The organism is Sphingomonas sp. RS2018, from assembly GCF_054489605.1.
Genome location: NZ_JBTMWL010000002.1, coordinates 350,896 through 369,601 on the forward strand (window position 1 = coordinate 350,896; position 18,706 = coordinate 369,601).

Genomic DNA, 18,706 nt, shown 5'->3' on the forward strand with positions numbered 1-18,706 from the left:
GGCATCGCGGGTCACCCGATCGTGACATGCAGCGCACGCAGCAGCGTCGCCGCGACCAGCGCGTCGTCGTGGTCGAGATAATGGCCGCCCGGCAGCGCGACCGACGTCACGTCCGGCGTCCGCCAGATCGGACAAAGGCTGTCGTCCTCGACCTCGCCGTGGATGCACAGCACCGGCACGCCGGTGATGCGACGGGCGTAGGGCAGGGCGGGCCCGTCGTGCGAAACGTCGAACACGCCGCCGGGCGTCGCGCGGAACAACATGGTATCGGCGGGGACGACGAGTTCGACCATCGCGAGCCGGCGCCGGATCGCGGTCGGCAGCGTCGGCACGGCTGCGAGCGCGATGTTGGCGCCGAACGACTGGCCGATCAGCACGACGCGGCGCGTACCGGGCAAGGCCGCGGCAATGGCGATCGCCTGCTCGACCAGAGTCTCCGCCTCCTGCGGCGTGCGGCGGCTGGCGAAGGCGGTGAGCGAATTCACCGCCACCACGGGAATGCCCGCGTCGGCCATGCGCTGCATCATCCGCGGCCCCATGCCGGTGTTGAACCCGCTGTCGCCCGACAGGAAGACCGCGGTGGTGCCGCGCGACGCCGGGGTTGCGACGCGGGTCGCCGGGACCAGCGTGAACACCTGTCCGTCCGGATAGCCGAGATCCCGCAGATAGCCGGTCGCACCGACGACGAGCGCGAACAGCAACGCCATCGCGACCTGCCGCCACCGCTGCTTCACGGGTGCATCCAGTATGTCAGGACGAAACAGGCCGTCGTCAGCAGGCCCATGCCGACGATGAACGCCAGGTCGGCGATGCGCTCGATGCGGTGCAGCCGCACCTCGCTCTGCACCCGCAGGGCCAGATAGGACGCCAACATCGCGACGAGGAACAGCACCGCGTCGACCGACAGCAGGTCGTCGGCCAGGGTGCTGCGATGATGGGGCCTCACGATCACCTGGATGATGCCGATCGCGGTCAGGCAGACGCCGATCAGCCCGGCCGAAACCGGAAAGATCATCTCGCACGCGCGCTCGTCGAGCCGGCTGGCCGATCGCTTGGCTGGGGGACGTGCGGGCTTCGTCATGGTGCCGGCTGTGACGGAGCCGGGCATGCCGCGTGGTGACGGCGACATGACGGATTGGTAATGCGCGCGCCGAACGACGATCCGCTACGCGCGGCGACGCACGACGAACGGGGCCAAGGCGTGAAGATTCTGGTGGTGGAGGACGATGCGGCGACCGCCGACTTCGTCGTGAAGGGGCTGCAGCAGGCGGGCTATACCGTCGATCACGCCGCCAACGGGCGCGACGGGCTGTTCCTCGCGACCGACGGCAGCTTCGACTGCATCGTGCTCGACCGGATGCTGCCGGGCATCGACGGCATGGCGGTGCTGGCGGGCATGCGCGGGGCGGGGATCGCGACCCCGGTGATCTTCCTGTCGGCGCTCGGCGCGCCCGAGGACCGGGTACGCGGCCTGACCAGCGGTGCCGACGATTATCTGACGAAGCCGTTCGCATTCTCGGAACTGGAGGCGCGCATCGCGCTGCTCATCCGGCGCGGCAGCGCGTCGGCGGTGGCGCGGCAGACGGTGCTGAGCCACGACGATCTGGAGATGGATCTGCTCGCCCGTCGCGTCCTTCGCGCCGGCAAGACGATCGAGCTGCAACCGCGCGAATTCCGCCTGCTCGAATTCCTGCTGCGCCATGCCGGGCAGGTCGTCACCCGCACGATGCTGCTGGAGGGCGTGTGGGACTATCATTTCGATCCGGGGACGAACGTGATCGACGTTCACCTGAGCCGGCTGCGGCGCAAGGTCGATGACGGGTTCGGTCATCCGTTGCTGCATACGGTGCGCGGCGTCGGCTATCGGCTGGCGAGCGCGCCGTGAGCCAGGCGAGCACGACGCTGCGGCTCGCGCTGCTGGTCTTCGCCTGCCAGATCGTCGCCGCGGCGGCGATCCTGGCCGGCAGCGGCGCCTATGTCCGCTGGGAGATCGCGCGGCAGACCGACGCCGCCGTCGACGTGCTGCGCGACGACCTGCTGGCGGTCTATGCCCGCGACGGACTGCCCGGTCTGGCCCGCACGATCGGCGACCGGGCGACACGACGCGTGACGCCGGGTGCGGTGGTGCTGCTCGCCGATGCCCGGCATCGCCCGGTCGCCGGCAATCTGTCTGCCTGGCCCGCTGACGCGACACCGGGACGGCACGGCGCGACGATGACGCTGCGGCGGACGGGGCATGACGGGCCTGAAACGGTGCGGGTCCGCGTCACCCGGCTGCCGGAGGGAAGCGCCCTGCTGAGCGGGCTGGCGGTGCGCGGCGAAACCCGCGCGATCGCGGTGCTGGCCGACGCCAGCGTGGCGGCGCTGGTGCTGGCGGCGCTGCTGGCCGCGGTTGCGGCATGGTTGGCCGCGCGGATGTTCGCGTCGCGTCTGGCGGAGCCGGTACGTGCGCTGGAGGCGGCGCAGCGCGGCGACCTGTCGCTGCGCGTGCTGCCGGGCGGCGGGCATGACGCGTTCGCCGCGCTGGCGACTGTGGTCAACGCGACGCTCGACCGGCTGCACGCGCTGATCGACGAACTGCGGCTCGCCACCGATGCGATGGCGCACGACCTGAAATCGCCCGTTACCCGCCTACGCGCCGCGCTCGACCGCGCCGGCGACGCGGCGACCGATCCCGCGGCGGCACGCGCCATCGCCCAGGCGCAGGAGGAGGCGGGGCGGTTGCTGGCGATCATCGAGACCTCGTTGAGCATCCGCCGTGCCGATGCGGGCGTCGGCCACGACGGATTCGTCGCGGTCGACCTTGCCGCGATGCTGTCCGATCTGGCCGAGATCTACGGGCCGGTCGCGGAGGACGCAGGTCGCGCGGTCGTCGTGCTGTCCGGGCCGGCGGCGATGCGGCCGGTACAGCGGGAGCTGTTGGGGCAGGCGATCGGCAACCTGATCGATAACGGACTGAAATATGGGGCAGGCACGATCACGTTGTCCGTGACCGAGACTAGCACTGGGCTGTCGTTGAGCGTTGCAGACGAGGGCCGCGGCATTCCCGCTGCGCTACGCGAGGCCGCGCTGCGGCGGTTTGGGCGGCTCGATTCGGCGCGGTCGGCGTCGGGCGCGGGGCTGGGCCTGTCGCTGGTCGCGGCGGTGGCGCGGTTGCATGGCGGCCACCTGATTCTGGACGATGCCGTACCGGGCCTGATCGCCACCATCCGCCTGCCCGCTGCGGCGGAGAAGGTCGCTTGTGCGCCCACATCCCCTTGACTATAGGCGGCGCGGGGCAAACGAGGCGGCTTCCCGACAGCGCTTTGGCACTCGGGAAAGACCGGTGTGGAGAGTTGGGGATGGCGACTGTTCTAAACGGGGTGAGCGAGCCTGTGGAAGTCTGGCCGGCTGCTGCGAACGACACGGGGGAGGGCTATCGCCCGACCGCCGACGAGGCGTTCATGAATCCGCGCCAGCAGGACTATTTCCGTCAGAAGCTGAACGCGTGGAAGGATGCCATCTACCGAGAGGCGGCCGGCACGCTGAACCAGTTGCAGAATGATCCGCTGCGCGAGGCCGATCTGGCCGACCGCGCGTCGAGCGAGACCGACTGGTCGATCGAGTTGCGCACGCGCGATCGCCAGCGCAAGCTGATCGCCAAGATCGACGCCGCGCTGCGCCGCATCGACGAGGGCGAGTACGGCTATTGCGAAGTGACCGGCGAGCCGATTTCGCTGGGGCGGCTGGAGGCACGGCCTATCGCGACGATGACCGTTGAAGCGCAGGAACGGCACGAACGCAACGAGCGGGTGTCGCGCGAAGACTAAAGTCGAGTGCCGGCGGGCGGATTGTCGACCTTTTACGCTTTGAAAACCAGATTCGTGATGTAGGGACGCAGTCGACCCTTTTTTCCGTCTAACTACCGGATTCCATGATGGATCATCGTCCCACCGGCCAGGACAACAGCGATGAGGCGCCAGAGGGCGCCACGCGGACCGCGCGCGACAGCCTGCTGCTCGCGGCGACGCTGACCGTGACGGGTCAGACCGGGCCGGTGCAGGTGCGCGTACGCAACCTGTCGGAGGGCGGGTTGATGGCTGAGTTCGTCGGGCCCGGGGGCACCGGAGACATGGTCGTGATCGAACTGCGCGGCGTGGGGCAGGTTCGCGGCACGATCGCCTGGGTGGCAGAGGGACGCATCGGCGTCGCCTTCGACTCGCCGATCGATCCTATGCTGGCGCGTAAGCCGGTGACGGCGACATCGCGACGGTTCACCCCGGTGTTGAAGCCGTTGTAATTGCGGCGGCGCCGCTCGTTTCTACTCTATGATATCGGTTGGACTGACCTCGCGACCTTGACGGGCGCGACCGGTCCGGTGCGCCCGCCGTCGTCGCGGTTCAGTTTACGCTGATCTCTTCCTTCAGGCGCAATTTCTGACGCTTCAGTTCCGCGATGGCGGCCTGGTCGGGCGCTGGGCGGCCCTGTTCCTCGGCGATCCGTGCATCGAGCGTGGCGTGCTTCGCCTCGAGCGCCAAACGGTGCGTTCCGTGCATGAAGGTATCTCCTGCTTGGTGGTGCGGGATGGACGAGTAGAACATGACTTGGTTGCCTTGTCGCGCCCGAAATTCGATGCAATCGGTGGATCGAGCCATTTTCGGCGATGGGCCGTGTCACGGACGGAATTTGCGATGGACGATGCCGAGATCCGCCAGCGGATCGCCTATTTGCGGACGGAACACCGCGACCTCGACGCGGCGACGGCTGCGTTGATGGCGGGGACGGGCCCCGACCAGCTGCAGATCGCGCGACTGAAGAAGCGCAAGCTGGCGCTGAAGGACGAACTCGCGCGTCTGGAGGACATGTTGGTGCCCGATATCATCGCCTGACCGGTTGCGTACCGCGCCCCGCAACGGGACAGTAGTTCAATGACTTGGGAGTTTCCGCGGGCGGACACCGGTGGCAAGGTGCGGGGGTGAACGCAGACATGACGACATTGCCGCAGGGCCATTCGCGGATGCACCGCCGGCTGATCGATTCGCTATACGTCGAATCGATGCTGCTGGCCGACGAGGCGCGCGGATACTTCGATGAGGCCGGACGGCATGACCGCGAAACCATGGCGCCGCTGGCGCGCGTCGTCTTCTCCTGCGAATCGATGAAGGTGACGACGCGGCTGATGCACGTTATCGCCTGGCTGCTGACGCAGCGCGCGGTCGCGACTGGCGAGATCGACGCGCGCGATGCGATGGACCCGGCCCGCCGGCTGGGCGATGCGCCGGCGACCGATGAGGCCGCGATTGCGCATCTGCCCGACGGCGCGCGGCTGCTGATCGCTGCGAGTGTCGATCTCCACCGCCGCGTCCGCCGCTTCGACGAGGCGCAGATGGGTAAGCGGATGGACGTCAGCCCGGCGCGGTCGATGCAGGATCGGCTGGCGTCGTCGTTTTAGGGTGAGTGCCGCCTAAAGGTCATTCGGGGCGGAACAGCACTTCCGAAGACGTCATTCCCGCGCAGGCGGAACAGATTGACGCCGACGCTGCTCATATCCGCTGCGGTTGCCTAAATGCTTTCCCGCCTTCGCGGAAATGACGTTTGTGGTGTGGCAGCGGCCTGCCGTAATTTCAGCTAATTCGCGCCTTCGCCGCCGCATATTCCGCCGCGAAGCGCGCCACGCGCGTCGCGACCGGTTCTACCGCCTGCACCGCGCCGACGCCCTGGCCGGAGCCCCAAATGTCTTTCCACGCCTTGGCCTTGCTGCCTTCGTTGCCGCCGAAGTTCATCGTCTTCAGATCGCCTTCCGGCAGGGCGTCGGGGTCCATGCCGGCGGCCTCGATCGAGGCGCGCAGATAGTTGCCGTGGACGCCGGTGAAGAGGTTCGAATAGACGATGTCGCTGGCGCGTGCGTCGACCACCGCCTGCTTATAGCCGTCGACCGCATTAGCCTCCGTCGTCGCGATGAAGGGCGAACCGATGTAGGCGAGATCGGCACCCATTGCCTGTGCCGCGAGGATCGCGCCGCCATTGGCGATGGCGCCGGACAGCGCGAGTGGCCCGTCGAACCACTGGCGGATTTCCTGAATGATCGCGAAGGGCGACAGTCGCCCGGCATGGCCGCCGGCGCCGGCGGCGACCGCGATGAGGCCGTCCGCACCCTTCTCCACCGCCTTGCGCGCGAAGCGGTCGTCGATGACGTCGTGCAGCGTGATCCCGCCCCAGCCATGGACGGCGGTGTTCAGATCCTCGCGCGCGCCGAGCGAGGTGATGACGATCGGCACCTGCCATTTGGCGCAGGTCATCAGATCCGCCTCTAGTCGGTCGTTGCTGCGGTGGACGATCTGGTTGACCGCGAACGGCGCGGCGGGGCGATCCGGGTGGTCGCGATTGTGCGCGGCCAGTTCCTCGGTGATGCGGTGCAGCCATTCGTCGAGCATCGCCTGCGGCCGCGCGTTCAGCGCCGGAAAGGCGCCGACGATCCCCGCCTTGCACTGGGCGATGACCAGTTCGGGTCCCGAGATGATGAATAGCGGCGACCCGATGACGGGCAGCGACAGGCGATCGAACAGCGGCGGCAACGACATGGGACGCAGGTGTAGCGGGCGCGTGCGTGCTGTCCAGCGGGTGAGGGCGTGCCGTCCAGCGGGCCGCCCCTGCCGTTCGCTTCATCGCGATTACGCCACCGCTTGCGCCCGCGCGCGGGACGGCGCAGGGCGGCGGCATCACCTTACGGAGTTCGTCGATGAAATCGCTCGCCCTGACCGCTCTCCTGCTGACCGTATCCTCGCCCGCGCTGGCGCAGGGACAGTTGCCGCGCACGGTCGTGCCGGTCAGCTACGACATCCGCATCGAGCCCAACGCCGAGGCGATGACCTTCAGCGGTGGCGAGACGATCAACGTGCGCGTCACCGCGCCGACACGGACGATCGTGCTGAACGCCGCCGACCTTGATGTCACGCTGGCGACATTCGACGGGGAGCAGGTGAAGGTGGCGGCCGATGCGGCGACGCAGCGCCTGACGCTGACCCTGCCGCGCCCGGCGACGGTCGGCAATCACCGCATCGCCTTCACCTGGACGGGGAAGATCAACACATCGGCCGCCGGCCTGTTCGCGATCGATTATACCGAGGCCAACGGCAAGAAGCAGCGGATGCTGGCGACGCAGTTCGAGGCGCCCGACGCGCGTCGCTTCGCACCGATGTGGGACGAGCCGTCGTTCAAGGCGAAGTTCACGCTGCACGCGATCGCCCCCGCGGGTCAGCTGGCGTTCTCGAACATGCCGGCGCGCGTGACGACGGTGGCCGGCGGTCGCCGGCTCTACACCTTCGCCGAGAGCCCGATCATGTCGAGCTACCTCCTCTACCTCGGCATGGGCGAGGTGGAGCGCAAGACGATCCGTGCCGGCAAGACCGAGATTGGCGTCATCACGCGTAAGGGCGTGGTCGACCAGGGCGACTATGCGTTGCAGGCGGCGAAGGACCTGCTCAACTATTACAACAACTACTTCGGCGTACCCTATCCGCTGCCAAAGATGGACATGATCGCCGGGCCGGGATCGTCGCAATTCTTCGGTGCGATGGAGAATTGGGGTGCGATCTTCTATTTCGAGCCGACCCTGCTGTTCGATCCCAAACGCGGGACGGTCAGCGACAAGCAGCGCATCTATTCGGTCGTCGCGCATGAGATGGCGCACCAGTGGTTCGGCGATCTCGTTACCATGCGCTGGTGGGACGACCTCTGGCTGAACGAGGGCTTCGCCAGCTGGATGGAGGGGAAGGCGACCAATGACCTGAACCCCGCGTGGCGGTACGAGAACCAGAACGTCGCGACCGAGCGCGAGGCGGCGATGCGGCTGGACGCGACCGCGGCGACCCACCCCGTCATCCGCAAGGTCGAGACGGTCGACCAGATCGGCGAGGCGTTCGACACGATAACCTACCAGAAGGGGCAGGCCGTGATCGGCATGCTGGAGGGCAGCGTCGGCGCGACCAAGTTCCGCGACGGCGTCCGCCGCTACATGGCGAAGTACAAGTACAACAACACCGTGACCGACCAGCTGTGGGCGGAAATCTCCGCAGCCACGGGTCGCGACGTGGCGCCGTTCATGCACGACTTCACGCTGCAGGGCGGCGTGCCGCTCATCAGCGTGTCGAACATCGCCTGCGCGGGTGGGCAGACCACAGCGCGGTTCGCCCAGAGTCGCTTCGGGCTGGATGCCGCGTCGAAGACCGCGCAGACGTGGCGCGTGCCGGTGACGATGACGACCGTGGGCGGCGGCACTGCCACGCCGGCGACGAAGGAAATCCGCGGCGCGACCGCGCAGCCGGCGAGCGTCGCCGGTTGCGGCACGCTGGTCGTCAATCCGGGCAAGACGGGCTATTATCGCACCCGCTACGATGCGGCCGGGCACGCTGCGATCGTGCGCGATTTCGCACGGCTGGCGGTGGCGGATCAGGTCGGCCTGCTGGGCGACGACATGGGTCTGGGGATGAGCGGCGACCAGGATCTGGGCCGCTATTTCGAGACGGTGGCGGCGGTGCGCGCCGATGCCGATCCGCTGGTGTGGACGATGGTGGCGGGCCAGCTCGCGCGGATCACCGACCTGTACGACGGCACGCCGCTGGGCGACCGGGTGAAGGCGCGGACGCTGGCGGCACTGGCGCCGGCGCTTGACCGCTATGGCCTGGAGCCAAAGCGTGACGATGCGCCGCAGGTGACGATCCTGCGCGAGACGTTGGTATCGCTGCTGGGCAGTGCGGGCGATCCGCGCGTGGTGGAGCGGTCGCGCCGCTATGCCGGTGAGCTGCGTACGAACTCCGCCGCAATCCCGCCGGCGCTGCGTCGTCCGGTGCTCGGCACTTTCGCTGCCAATGCGACCCCGGCGGAGTGGGAAGGCCTGCTTGCGCTGGCGAAGAGCGAGAACGATCCGGTCGTGAAGAACGGCTATATCAATCTGCTGGGCGCGGCGAAGGATCCGGCGCTGGGTGCGCGCGCGCTCGAACTCGTTCGCGCGTCCGACTTCACCGATCAGCAGCGCGTCAGCTTGCTGGCATCGGTGGCGGGGGCGCATCCCGACATGGCGTTCGATTTCGCCAGCAAGAACGGCGCCATCGTCAACCCGCTGCTGGAAACCAGCTCGCGCTCCAGCTTCATCGTGCAGCTGGGCGGGCGATCGAACGATCCGGCGATGATCGGCAAGATCCGGACCTTCGCCGAAACCCTGCCGGCGACATCGCGCGGGCCGGCGGAGCGGACGATCAATTCGATCCGCAACCGGGCGACGTTCGCCGATCGCCTGCGTCCAGCGGTGACGACCTGGGCTGGGAACTGAGCCGAGGGGCGGTGGTCGCAGCGGCCACCGCCTTACCCGGTTTCGGTAGGCGTTAGCCGCCCACGCCCAGCAGCCAAGGCTTCACCATGCCGGTGGGTTGAGGCTTGCCGTCCAGCCTCACGGCGCGGCGGATGGTGATTGTCTGGAGCAGCATCTGCCCCTTCATCGCGCCCGATCCACCGCCGGTGGGGAGCGCGAGGATGCGCTTCACCGTGTCCATGCCGGCAACGACGCGGCCGAACGCGGGGTAGCCTTCATATTGCCCGGCCGCATCCATGTTCGGCGCGGGGCCGATTGTCAGGAAGAAGTTGCCGCCCGCCGATCCGCCATAGGCCGGGCGCGCCATCGAGATCGTCGCGTCGAGGTGTTTGATCCCGGTCTGCGTCGTCTTCTCCAGCCGGAATGGTGGAAGCATGCGGCGCGCATCGGTGCGGATGCCGCCCTGGATGAAGCCGAACTTCGGCGCGACCTTCTTGCGGGCAGACCGGTAGAAGGCGGTGCCGTCGAAGCGGCCGTCGTCGACATAGGCGAGGAAGTTCTTTGTCGTCGCGGGTGCGCGCCGGGCGTCGAGCGCGACGACGATGTTGCCGACGTTCGTCTCGATCCGCACACGGACATAGCCGGGCGTCGGCCGGTTGGGCGGGATCTGCGCGGTGGCGGGCAGGGCGATCAGGCACAGCAGGAACGCGATCAGGCTACGCATCGGATACTCGGGTCGGGGACGGGAACGACCCCCCGATAGGGTGGGCGGCGGTCGTTTGGAAAGCCGCCGGACGCAAAACAGCCGCCGGTCTTGCGACCGACGGCTGTGCGCCCAGTGTCTTTCGGTGAAGGAATTCAGGCGAAACGCACGCGCGTCGCCACCTTGGCACGGCGGCGCATCGCGAAGCCCACCGCGCCGAAGCCGAGCGTCATCATCGCCCAGGTCGCGGGCTCCGGCACGGCGGCGATCGCTTCGTCGTAACGGAAGGTGATGGTGCCGCGGGTCCAGATCGCATCCGGGCTGACGGACGAATCGTTGAAGGTCTCGAAGAACTCGAGACGCAGAATGCCGTCGCTGCCAACCGTGAAGTTCAAGTCCTCCGCGGTCAGGTCGACGGCATCGACGTATGTCCCGCTGCCGGGCGAATTGACGCCGACGCCCGGCGTCAGAAGCACGCCGGCGGTGTTGGCGCTATTGGTGAAGGCCAAGGCGGCCTCGCTGAGATAGCTGGGGGAGGAGGCAGTGATCGTTACGTCGTAGCCGACTCCCGTGACGATCGAACCGGCACCTATATTGACGGTGCGGATGACGTTTCCGGCGGCGCCACGCGCGCCGAAGCTCTGTGCGCCGGTGACGTCGACGACGATGATCGCCGCATGCGACGCGGTCGGAACGGCGGCGGCCAGTGCGGCACAAGCCAAAGTCGTTTTCAGCATCGTCATGATCGTATGTCCCCGTTTCGCGGCCTCTGCCACGACGATCCTGTTAACCCGCTGTTAATTAGATAGCTATCGATCTGGATCAAGGGCGACAGCGATTGGTCGATTTCGTTCGGTGGTGGATGGTCCTTGCGCTGGCGTAACGGATGCCCGTTTCCTATCTCCCGCCAAGAGCGAGGATGGAGATCGGGCGCGTGACGGCAGTGGCGGTGGCGGTGATGGTGTGGGCGGCGCTGATGATGGCGCGCGGTACCCCGGTCGGACGATTGCTCGAAGACTGGCTGGTGGTGGCGCCGGGGCGGTGGCTGGGGCGCTTGTCGCGCGGGCATGTGTTCATTGCGATCGGACTGGTCGTGTTCGTCGCGCTGGTGCTCGCCATTTTCGAGATGGAGGGGGTGCAGCTCCTGTCGATGGCCTCGCCGGAGATATTGAGCGTCCTCGCGACGGCGGAAATCGCGACGTACGTCGACCTGATCGTGATGGGAACGATCGCGGCATCGACGACACGGCTGCGTCCGCTGGTGGCGCGGCTGCGCGGCATCGTCCGGCGCCCGCGCCGCGCGCGGCGGTCGCGGCCTGCGCAGACGCGACCGACCGCCAACGACGACGACCGACCGGGGCATTACGCGCTGGCGGCGTAGCGCCGGGCTATTTCGCCAGCCGCTCCTTCGCGGTGTCGGGATCATAAATGAACAGCACGTCCGGATCGGGTGCCTTCACGTCGTGGGCGATTTCCTTCGGCGCGACGGTGCGCAGGATATGGCGGATCGCCGCCTTGCGCGCGGTCGGCTTATCGTCGGTCGCGACACAGACCCAAGGTGCCGCGGCGGTGTGCGTCGCCAGCAGCATTGCGTCGCGCGCGGCGGAATAGTCGTCCCATTTTTCCTGCGCGACGGCATCCAGGGGTGACACCTTCAGGGCCTTCAGCGGGTCGGCTCGGCGCGCGTCGAGGCGCTTGGCCTGCTCCTCCTTGCCGATATCGAGCCACAGCTTCACCAGCCGGATGCCGCTTTCGATCAGCATGCGTTCGAATTCGGGCACGTCGCGCAGGAACTGCGCCTGCTCGACCGGGGTCGAGAAGCCGTTGACGACCTCCACTCCGGCCCGGTTGTACCAGCTGCGGTTAAAGATCACGAACTCGCCCGCGGCGGGCAGGTGCGCGACATAGCGCTGCAGATACCATTGCCCGCGCTCGCGATCCGATGGCTTGGGCAGCGCGACGACACGGGTCGCGCGCACCGACAGATGCTCGGTCAGCCGCTTGATGAGACCGTCCTTGCCCGCGGCGTCGCGCCCCTCCAGTACCAGCAGGATTCGCTCGCCGCTCTTCTGCGCGGCCAGCTGCGTCTCGACCAGCGCGCGCTGGAGCCTGTGTTTTGCCACCTAGCTGTCCTTCCTGTGAAACCGAGGCGGGTTATGGCACAGCCGCGTCGATTGACCACTCGCGGTCGTGCGCACGAAGGATCACAAGCGTTGGACATCCCCGGTTTCGATATCGACGGCTTCGTCGCGGCCACGCTGGCGGAAGATCTGGGCGACGGGGGCGACATCACCTCGGCTGCCGTGATCCCGGCGGATGCGCGGTTCGACGGGGTGATGGACAGCCGCGACGCGATCGTCGTTGCGGGGCTGGAGATCGCTGAAGCATTCTTCCGCGCGCTGGATAGCGACGTGCGGGTCAAGCGACTGGTGGAGGACGGCTCGCGCGTGTCTGCGGGGACCGACGTGATGCGCTTGTCGGGCCGTGCCCGCGCGCTGTTGACTGCGGAGCGGTCGGCGCTGAACACCGTGCAGCATCTGTCGGGCATCGCGACGCTGACGCGCCGCTATGTCGATGCCATTTCCGGGACGGGCGCGACGCTGCTCGATACGCGCAAGACGATCCCCGGCCTGCGCCTTCTCGAGAAGTACGCGACCCGTATGGGCGGCGCGCGCAATCATCGCATGGGGCTGTGGGATGCGGCGATGATCAAGGATAACCACGTCGCGGTCGCCGGTTCGGTGGGGGAGGCGGTCGCTAGGGCCGTGCGCGCCGGCATTGCCGACATCATCGTCGAGGTCGATCGCATCGACCAGATCGAACCCGCGCTTGCCGCCGGCGCCACCCACCTGCTGCTCGACAATATGGACGCCGCGACGCTGCGCGGGGCGGTGACCCTGGTCGGGGGGCGGGTGCCGACCGAGGCGTCGGGCGGCGTCACGCTGGAGACGATTCGCAGCATCGCGCAGACCGGCGTCACCTTCGTCAGCGTCGGGCGGTTGACCCAGTCAGCGCCGGCGGCCGACATCGGGCTCGATTTCGCGACCGCCTGACGCGGATCGCCCCTCACCGATTGCGCGCGGCAACGCGCGCGCTAGGATCGTGCGCAGGGACATCGGGGAAGGGATTTCATGCAGCGGCCACCGTCGATCGTCGCGTTCGAGCGATGCTATCTGGGCGCCTGGGTGATCGGGCTTGGAAACACGATGTTGGGTTGGGGCGATGTGCAGGCCAATCCCGATGTCGTCAGCGCGACGCAACAGCTGGGCGGCTGGTTCCTGCCGACGATCACCGCCATCTACTTCGCGGTGCCGCTGGTGCTCTGGTATCTGATCGCGCGGCAAGGCAGCGTGATCGCCAAATGGGTGCTGACGATCTGCACCGCGCTGTGGACGGTCTGGGTCGGTCTGTCGCTCGGCGGGGGCGCGTTCACTGCGACGACGGAGACGGTGGTAACGTTGCTGTCCTTCGCGCTGACGCTGGTCGCGACCTATTTGATGTTTCGGCCGGATACGCGCGCGTGGTTCGACGACGGGCTGGAGGATGTCGAATGATGCTCGCCCGCTCGCTCGCCGCCATAACCCTCATCGTCGCGCCCGCCGCGGCCTCCGCGCAGGCGTTGCAATGCGCGGTGCCCGACCAGATCGAGACGCCGCGCGCCGACGGGCCGAGCGTGCGCGAGCCCAAGCGCGACATCCCGATCGGCAGCTATACGCTCGCGATCACCTGGGCCCCGCAATATTGCCATGAGAACGGCACGCGTGATTCGGCGCGGTTCCAGTGCGGATCGGGCAATCGCTTCGGCTTCACGCTGCACGGGCTGTGGCCGGATGGGCAGGGCAAGACCTGGCCGCAATATTGTCGCCCGGCGGCGATCCTGCCGGCCGACCTGATCCGCCGCAACCTTTGCGCGACGCCGTCGGTACAGCTGCTGCAGCACGAATATGCCAAGCACGGCACCTGCATGGGCATACCGCCGGCGACCTACTTCGCGCGATCGACCGCGCTGTATCGCGACCTGCGCTATCCGGACATGGATGCCCTGTCGCGGCGCAGGTCATTGACCGCGGGGCAGTTCGCTACGGCCTTCGCGCGTGTCAATCGCGGGCTCACGGCGCGGATGATGCGGGTGACCGCGAACCGGCAGGGGTGGCTGGACGAGGTGTGGCTGTGCCTCGACACGCGCTTTGCATACGTGACCTGTCCCGAGCATCAGGGTGGGCTGAAGCCCGGCGCGCTGCTGAAGATCTGGCGCGGGGGACGCTGAGCTCTCAGCGATCGATCGTCATTGTGCCGGGGTGATGGCGATCGAGATGCTTGCGGATGATCCGCAGGTTGCGGGTGTTGGAGCGGAAGAAGAAATCCGCCGCATCGCCGACCAACGGCACGGCGCCGAGCAGCGCGTCGAAGCCGACGTTGGCCGACATGCGCGCCAGCTGCCACTTCGACATGCCGAGGTTGCGCGCCTCCCACACCAGCCAGCCGCCCATCGCCGCGGCGATCAGGTCGCCCGCCACCGGCACCAGCCCGACGACGAAGTCGAGCCCGAACTTGCGGTTGATGCCGGGCATGGTGAAGCTGCGCTCCAGCAGCTTTTCCAGCGCCTCGACCCGCTGCCGTACAGCGGCCGGATCGGTGCCGAGCGACAAGCGGGCGGCGGCGGGCGGCATGGGCATGGGTTTCATCATCACCCCTAATTGGGTGGGCTGCGCAGGTGGTTCAACGGGTGGACTCCGCGCGCGTTCGTGGTGAAGGCGTCGAGCCGGGCAGCGACCAGCGACCAGCGCCACGGCCGTGCGATCGGCACGAAGGCGACGTCCGCCGCCAGCGCCGCATCCGCCGCCGACAACAGCTGCGCGCGCTCGGCCAGCGTATCGGCATCGCGCGCGCCCTCGATCAACGCGGCGACCGGCGCGGCGCACGGTTGGCACGCGGTGCGCAGATACCAGCGGACGCTGTCATACGGCGCGATGGCGTCGACCAGCCGCAGGTCGGCGTCGTCGTCCGCGGCGACCCGGACGGTATCGATGCCGACCCGACGCAGCATCGCGCCCAGCTGTCCGTAGAGCAGGGTCATGCCGGGGCCGGCGGGCAGGGCGATGCGCAGGCGGACCGGCTGTGCCCAGCCCGCCACGATCGCGGCGGCGGCGGTGGCGCGCTGGTCCGCGGCGACGGTCGACCACAGCGGGAGGACGGGCGCGGAGGCGGCGTCGAATTGGTCGGGCAGCAGCGTCTCGGTGCCGGGCCAGCGGTCGCGCAACGCTGCGGTCAGCGCGCGGCGATCGATCGCGAGCGCAATGGCGGCGCGGCGCTCGGGCGTAGCGAGAAACCCTGCCCGACGGGCGATGGCGAGGCCGAACAGACCGGCGGCGGCGTCGACGCGGATGTTCGCGGGCGCGACCCTCGTTTGGGCCAGCAGCGGCCAGTCGGCGATCGTGCCACCAGTAACGAGGTCGGATCGCTTGCCGGCGAAGCGCAGGATCGCGACGGACGCACGCTCGCCGCGCAGCTGCACGAAATCCTCGGGCGCCGGCGCGGCATCGTCCTCGCCGCCTTCGTCGACGATCGGACGCAGCAGGATCGGGCGACGGTTGCCGTCGATGCGAAACGGACCGCCGCCGGCGATGCCGCGACCCGGCGCGGGCACGGTCAGCTCGGGCTGCGCGAACAGGTTGAGCAGGTCGGGCCGGGGCCGGGCGAGGCGGACCTCGATCACCTGCGGCGTCATCGCGACGATCTCGTCGATCGCGGTCAGATATGGGGTGAGGGTCGCGTCGCCGCGTCCGGCGATGGCGCGGCGGAGGACGGCGACAACGTCCTGTGCGACGATGGGGCGGCCATCGGGCCACGTCCCGTCACGCAGGCGAAAGATGAAGCTGCGGTTGTCGTCGCGGACGATCCAGCGTTCGGCCAGGCCAGGCTCGATACCGCCCAAGGCATCGAACCGCACCAACCCCTGCGCGGTGGCGCTGCGCAGCGTGCGGGTGGCGAGCGAAGGATCGCGCGCGGCGGTGATGGCTGCGGGGCCACCGATGACGCTGACGACGACCGGGATGTTGTCGGGCCGCCGGTCGCATGCGGCGAGCGCGAGGCAGGCGACCAGCAGTCGGGTGGTGCGGACGGCGGGACTCGAACCCGCACGCCTGTTCAGGCGAGGGATTTTAAGTCCCGTGCGTCTACCAATTTCGCCACGTCCGCGCGCTGACACGGAGCAGAGCAAGCGCAGCTTGGTCGTCACCGTGTCGAGCCGGCCGGCAGGCGTCAGCCTGTCCGACGTCATGCGATTTACTCGCATGACGGCTCGATACGCTAGCGTTTTCATGAGGCGACTGTGCCGGAAAATTGCGTCACAGCAAAGGCTGCGGACGGTTCCGCCTGCAACGCGCCGCGGCAAAGCCGCGTCGTGACGTCGAACCTTGCTTGCAGCAAGGCCGGCCGGCGTGCGGCGCGTCAGCCAATAGCTACGCTATCTGCTGCCGCCTTACGCCCTACTCGACGTTGAGGCGAGCGCGCATTTCCTTGCCGGGTTTGAAATAGGGGACGCGCTTGGCGTCCACCGCCACCGTCTCGCCGGTGCGGGGGTTGCGGCCCTGGCGGGCGTCGCGCGCGCGGGTCGAGAAGGCGCCAAAACCGCGCAGTTCGACGCGGCCATCAGCGATCAACCTGTCGACAATCTCTTCGAAGAAGACGTCGACGATTTTTTCGATGTCACGCGGTGCGAGATCGGCATGATCGCGCGCCAATAGATTTACCAGTTCAGATCGGATCATTCCGCCCCCCCAGAGCGTCCCCGAGCAGACAAGCCGTGGTTGGCCGCCCTTGCGTGCATGCTCTTAGGCAGCGATTGTAATTTAAATCAACTACTACAAACGAAAAGGGGCAGCGATTCTGATCGCTGCCCCCTCAAGTTCAACTCAAGCTACCCCATTGTGGGATTACTTGGTGTCGGTGCTGCGCGCCTTCAGCGCCTCGCCCAAGATGTCGCCGAGCGATGCGCCCGAATCGGACGAACCGTACTGCGCAACGGCCTGCTTCTCTTCGGCGATCTGCATCGCCTTGATCGAGAAGGTCGGCTTCTTCGAACGATCGAAGCCGGTGACCATCGCGTCAAACTTCTGGCCGACCTGGAACCGCTCCGGACGCTGCTCGTCGCGATCGCGGCCGAGGTCGGTGCGCTTGATGAAGCCGGTCGCGCCATCGTCGCCCTGCTGCACTTCGAGGCCCGCATCGCGGACTTCGAGAACGGTGACGGTGACGATGTTGTTCTTGCCCAGCTTGTCGCCGGCGTTCGGGGTGACGGGGCCGCCACGCTCGAGCTGCTTCATGCCGAGCGAGATGCGCTCCTTGTCCGGCTCGATCGCCAGCACGACCGCCTGGACGGTCTCACCCTTGCGATGCAGGTTGAGCGCGTCCTCGCCCGAGATGCCCCAGGCGATGTCGGACATGTGGACCATGCCGTCGACATCGTTGTCGAGACCGATGAAGAGACCGAATTCGGTGGCGTTCTTGACTTCGCCCTCGACCGTCGAACCGACCGGATGCGCGGCCTCGAAGGCCTCCCACGGGTTGGCCTGAGCCTGCTTGAGGCCGAGCGAAATGCGGCGCTTGTCCTGATCGACCTCGAGCACCACGACTTCGACTTCCTGCGAGGTCGAGACGATCTTGCCCGGATGGACGTTCTTCTTGGTCCAGGACATTTCCGACACGTGGACCAAGCCCTCGATGCCGGCTTCCAGCTCGACGAACGCACCATATTCGGTGATGTTCGTGACGCGGCCCGACAGCTTCGCGCCGATCGGATACTTGGCGCCGGCGCCGTCCCACGGATCGCTCTCAAGCTGCTTCATGCCGAGCGAGATGCGCTGCGTGTCCTTGTTGATGCGGATGATCTGGACACGGACGGTATCGCCGATGTTCAGCACTTCGCTCGGATGACCGACGCGCTTGTAGCTGAGATCGGTGACATGCAGCAGGCCGTCGATGCCGCCGAGATCCACGAACGCGCCGTAATCGGTGATGTTCTTGACGACGCCGTCGATCACCTGACCCTCGGCCAGGCTCTGGATCAGGCCCGAACGCTGCTCGGCGCGGGTCTCTTCCAGCACGGCGCGGCGGCTGACGACGATGTTGCCGCGCTTGCGGTCCATCTTCAGGATCTGGAACGGCTGCGGGATGTCCATCAGCGGGGTGACGTCACGCACCGGACGGATATCGACCTGCGAACCCGGCAGGAACGCGACGGCGCCCGACAGGTCGACGGTGAAGCCGCCCTTCACGCGGCCGAAGATCACGCCCTCTACGCGAGCGGTGTTGGCGAATTCGGTTTCCAGCGTGTCCCAGGCGGCTTCGCGGCGGGCGCGGTCGCGGCTGAGCATCGCTTCGCCGTTCGCGTTCTCGACGCGATCGACATAGACCTGCACTTCGTCGCCGACCTTCAGCTCGGCCTTCTGGCCCGGCGCGGCGAATTCGCGCAGCGGCACGCGGCCTTCGCTCTTCAGACCGACGTCGATGACGGCCAGATCGTTCTCGATCGCGGTGACGGTGCCGATGACGACGCGGCCCTCGAAGCCGTCGGCCTGGCCGAGCGTCTGCTCGAGCAGCGCGGCGAAATCGTCGCGAGTGGGGTTGGCGGCAGTTGCCATATGAAACGGGTTCCTGTTCAGTATTTTCCGGCCAGCCGGTTGTATCCGGCGGTCTTGGCCAAAACGTCGCGGCGG

At 67.7% G+C, this 18,706-nt stretch carries 22 protein-coding genes and 1 tRNA gene; 11 read left to right on the forward strand and 12 right to left on the reverse strand.

Going from position 1 to position 18,706, the window contains the following annotated elements; genetic code table 11:
* Positions 1-11 precede the first annotated feature (11 nt).
* Both ACX40P_RS06745 and ACX40P_RS06750 read right to left on the reverse strand, forming a co-directional pair.
* The gene (locus ACX40P_RS06745; RefSeq protein WP_459125557.1) at positions 12-734 is read right to left on the reverse strand and encodes an AcvB/VirJ family lysyl-phosphatidylglycerol hydrolase; all 723 of its coding nucleotides are present in this window, start codon (positions 732-734) and stop codon (positions 12-14) included.
* A complete protein-coding gene (locus tag ACX40P_RS06750; protein ID WP_459125558.1) occupies positions 731-1,081 on the reverse strand; it encodes a hypothetical protein in 351 nt (116 codons plus the stop codon). The genes ACX40P_RS06745 and ACX40P_RS06750 overlap by 4 nt, the downstream gene beginning before the upstream one ends.
* 60 nt (positions 1,082-1,141) lie before the next feature.
* On the opposite strand from ACX40P_RS06750, the gene ACX40P_RS06755 reads away from it, so the two are divergent.
* The 4 genes from ACX40P_RS06755 (at position 1,142) to ACX40P_RS06770 (ending at position 4,279) form a co-directional block, all read left to right on the forward strand.
* Positions 1,142-1,885: a winged helix-turn-helix domain-containing protein gene (locus tag ACX40P_RS06755; protein WP_459125559.1), complete on the forward strand. Its 744-nt coding sequence runs from the start codon at positions 1,142-1,144 to the stop codon at positions 1,883-1,885.
* Positions 1,882-3,261, forward strand: a complete 1,380-nt coding sequence (locus ACX40P_RS06760; protein ID WP_459125560.1) for a sensor histidine kinase — start codon at positions 1,882-1,884, stop codon at positions 3,259-3,261. The genes ACX40P_RS06755 and ACX40P_RS06760 overlap by 4 nt, the downstream gene beginning before the upstream one ends.
* A gap of 80 nt (positions 3,262-3,341) precedes the next feature.
* The gene (gene dksA, locus ACX40P_RS06765; RefSeq protein WP_459125561.1) at positions 3,342-3,809 is read left to right on the forward strand and encodes an RNA polymerase-binding protein DksA; all 468 of its coding nucleotides are present in this window, start codon (positions 3,342-3,344) and stop codon (positions 3,807-3,809) included.
* A gap of 107 nt (positions 3,810-3,916) precedes the next feature.
* Positions 3,917-4,279 carry a PilZ domain-containing protein gene (locus tag ACX40P_RS06770; protein ID WP_459125562.1) on the forward strand — a complete coding sequence of 121 codons (363 nt, stop codon included), beginning with the start codon at positions 3,917-3,919 and terminating at the stop codon, positions 4,277-4,279.
* 100 nt (positions 4,280-4,379) lie between these two features.
* On the opposite strand, the gene ACX40P_RS06775 is transcribed toward ACX40P_RS06770, so the two are convergent.
* Complete coding sequence (locus ACX40P_RS06775) at positions 4,380-4,580, reverse strand: YdcH family protein (RefSeq protein ID WP_459125563.1); 201 nt, start codon at positions 4,578-4,580, stop codon at positions 4,380-4,382.
* 90 nt (positions 4,581-4,670) lie between these two features.
* On the opposite strand from ACX40P_RS06775, the gene ACX40P_RS06780 reads away from it, so the two are divergent.
* Together ACX40P_RS06780 and ACX40P_RS06785 are read left to right on the forward strand one after the other, a co-directional pair.
* Complete coding sequence (locus tag ACX40P_RS06780; RefSeq protein WP_459125564.1) at positions 4,671-4,868, forward strand: YdcH family protein; 198 nt, start codon at positions 4,671-4,673, stop codon at positions 4,866-4,868.
* Between the two features lie 98 nt (positions 4,869-4,966).
* The gene (locus ACX40P_RS06785; protein ID WP_459125565.1) at positions 4,967-5,431 is read left to right on the forward strand and encodes a DUF1465 family protein; all 465 of its coding nucleotides are present in this window, start codon (positions 4,967-4,969) and stop codon (positions 5,429-5,431) included.
* A 172-nt stretch (positions 5,432-5,603) separates the two neighbouring features.
* Here ACX40P_RS06785 and ACX40P_RS06790 read toward each other — a convergent pair whose 3' ends face one another.
* On the reverse strand, positions 5,604-6,560 hold the full coding sequence (locus ACX40P_RS06790; RefSeq protein WP_459125566.1) for an NAD(P)H-dependent flavin oxidoreductase: 957 nt from the start codon (positions 6,558-6,560) through the stop codon (positions 5,604-5,606).
* Positions 6,561-6,718: 158 nt separating this feature from the next.
* Here ACX40P_RS06790 and ACX40P_RS06795 point away from each other — a divergent pair, with 158 nt between their 5' ends.
* Positions 6,719-9,307, forward strand: a complete 2,589-nt coding sequence (locus ACX40P_RS06795) for a M1 family metallopeptidase (RefSeq protein ID WP_459125567.1) — start codon at positions 6,719-6,721, stop codon at positions 9,305-9,307.
* 52 nt (positions 9,308-9,359) lie between these two features.
* On the opposite strand, the gene ACX40P_RS06800 is transcribed toward ACX40P_RS06795, so the two are convergent.
* Positions 9,360-10,010 carry a peptidylprolyl isomerase gene (locus ACX40P_RS06800; protein WP_459125568.1) on the reverse strand — a complete coding sequence of 217 codons (651 nt, stop codon included), beginning with the start codon at positions 10,008-10,010 and terminating at the stop codon, positions 9,360-9,362.
* A 134-nt stretch (positions 10,011-10,144) separates the two neighbouring features.
* Positions 10,145-10,732 (reverse strand): PEPxxWA-CTERM sorting domain-containing protein, encoded by a 588-nt coding sequence (locus ACX40P_RS06805; protein WP_459125569.1) that lies wholly within the window; start codon positions 10,730-10,732, stop codon positions 10,145-10,147.
* Positions 10,733-10,908: 176 nt separating this feature from the next.
* On the opposite strand from ACX40P_RS06805, the gene ACX40P_RS06810 reads away from it, so the two are divergent.
* Positions 10,909-11,370 carry a hypothetical protein gene (locus tag ACX40P_RS06810; protein WP_459125570.1) on the forward strand — a complete coding sequence of 154 codons (462 nt, stop codon included), beginning with the start codon at positions 10,909-10,911 and terminating at the stop codon, positions 11,368-11,370.
* Between the two features lie 7 nt (positions 11,371-11,377).
* Here ACX40P_RS06810 and ppk2 read toward each other — a convergent pair whose 3' ends face one another.
* Positions 11,378-12,112 carry a polyphosphate kinase 2 gene (gene ppk2 / locus ACX40P_RS06815; RefSeq protein ID WP_459125571.1) on the reverse strand — a complete coding sequence of 245 codons (735 nt, stop codon included), beginning with the start codon at positions 12,110-12,112 and terminating at the stop codon, positions 11,378-11,380.
* Positions 12,113-12,202: 90 nt separating this feature from the next.
* Here ppk2 and nadC point away from each other — a divergent pair, with 90 nt between their 5' ends.
* From nadC to ACX40P_RS06830, 3 genes are all read left to right on the forward strand, one after another.
* Complete coding sequence (nadC, locus tag ACX40P_RS06820; protein ID WP_459125572.1) at positions 12,203-13,042, forward strand: carboxylating nicotinate-nucleotide diphosphorylase; 840 nt, start codon at positions 12,203-12,205, stop codon at positions 13,040-13,042.
* A 78-nt stretch (positions 13,043-13,120) separates the two neighbouring features.
* Positions 13,121-13,543, forward strand: a complete 423-nt coding sequence (locus tag ACX40P_RS06825; protein ID WP_459125573.1) for a hypothetical protein — start codon at positions 13,121-13,123, stop codon at positions 13,541-13,543.
* On the forward strand, positions 13,543-14,256 hold the full coding sequence (locus tag ACX40P_RS06830; RefSeq protein ID WP_459126023.1) for a ribonuclease T2 family protein: 714 nt from the start codon (positions 13,543-13,545) through the stop codon (positions 14,254-14,256). The genes ACX40P_RS06825 and ACX40P_RS06830 overlap by 1 nt, the downstream gene beginning before the upstream one ends.
* 4 nt (positions 14,257-14,260) lie before the next feature.
* On the opposite strand, the gene ACX40P_RS06835 is transcribed toward ACX40P_RS06830, so the two are convergent.
* The 5 genes from ACX40P_RS06835 to rpsA form a co-directional block, all read right to left on the reverse strand.
* The gene (locus tag ACX40P_RS06835; RefSeq protein ID WP_459125574.1) at positions 14,261-14,674 is read right to left on the reverse strand and encodes a DUF4112 domain-containing protein; all 414 of its coding nucleotides are present in this window, start codon (positions 14,672-14,674) and stop codon (positions 14,261-14,263) included.
* An 8-nt stretch (positions 14,675-14,682) separates the two neighbouring features.
* Positions 14,683-15,939 carry an ABC transporter substrate-binding protein gene (locus tag ACX40P_RS06840; protein ID WP_459125575.1) on the reverse strand — a complete coding sequence of 419 codons (1,257 nt, stop codon included), beginning with the start codon at positions 15,937-15,939 and terminating at the stop codon, positions 14,683-14,685.
* Between the two features lie 161 nt (positions 15,940-16,100).
* Positions 16,101-16,187: transfer RNA gene (locus ACX40P_RS06845), tRNA-Leu, on the reverse strand.
* A 290-nt stretch (positions 16,188-16,477) separates the two neighbouring features.
* Entirely contained in the window at positions 16,478-16,759 is a 282-nt protein-coding gene (locus ACX40P_RS06850) for an integration host factor subunit beta (protein WP_459125576.1), read from the reverse strand.
* Positions 16,760-16,924: 165 nt separating this feature from the next.
* Positions 16,925-18,631: a 30S ribosomal protein S1 gene (gene rpsA, locus ACX40P_RS06855; protein WP_459125577.1), complete on the reverse strand. Its 1,707-nt coding sequence runs from the start codon at positions 18,629-18,631 to the stop codon at positions 16,925-16,927.
* Between the last annotated feature and the right edge of the window lie 75 nt (positions 18,632-18,706).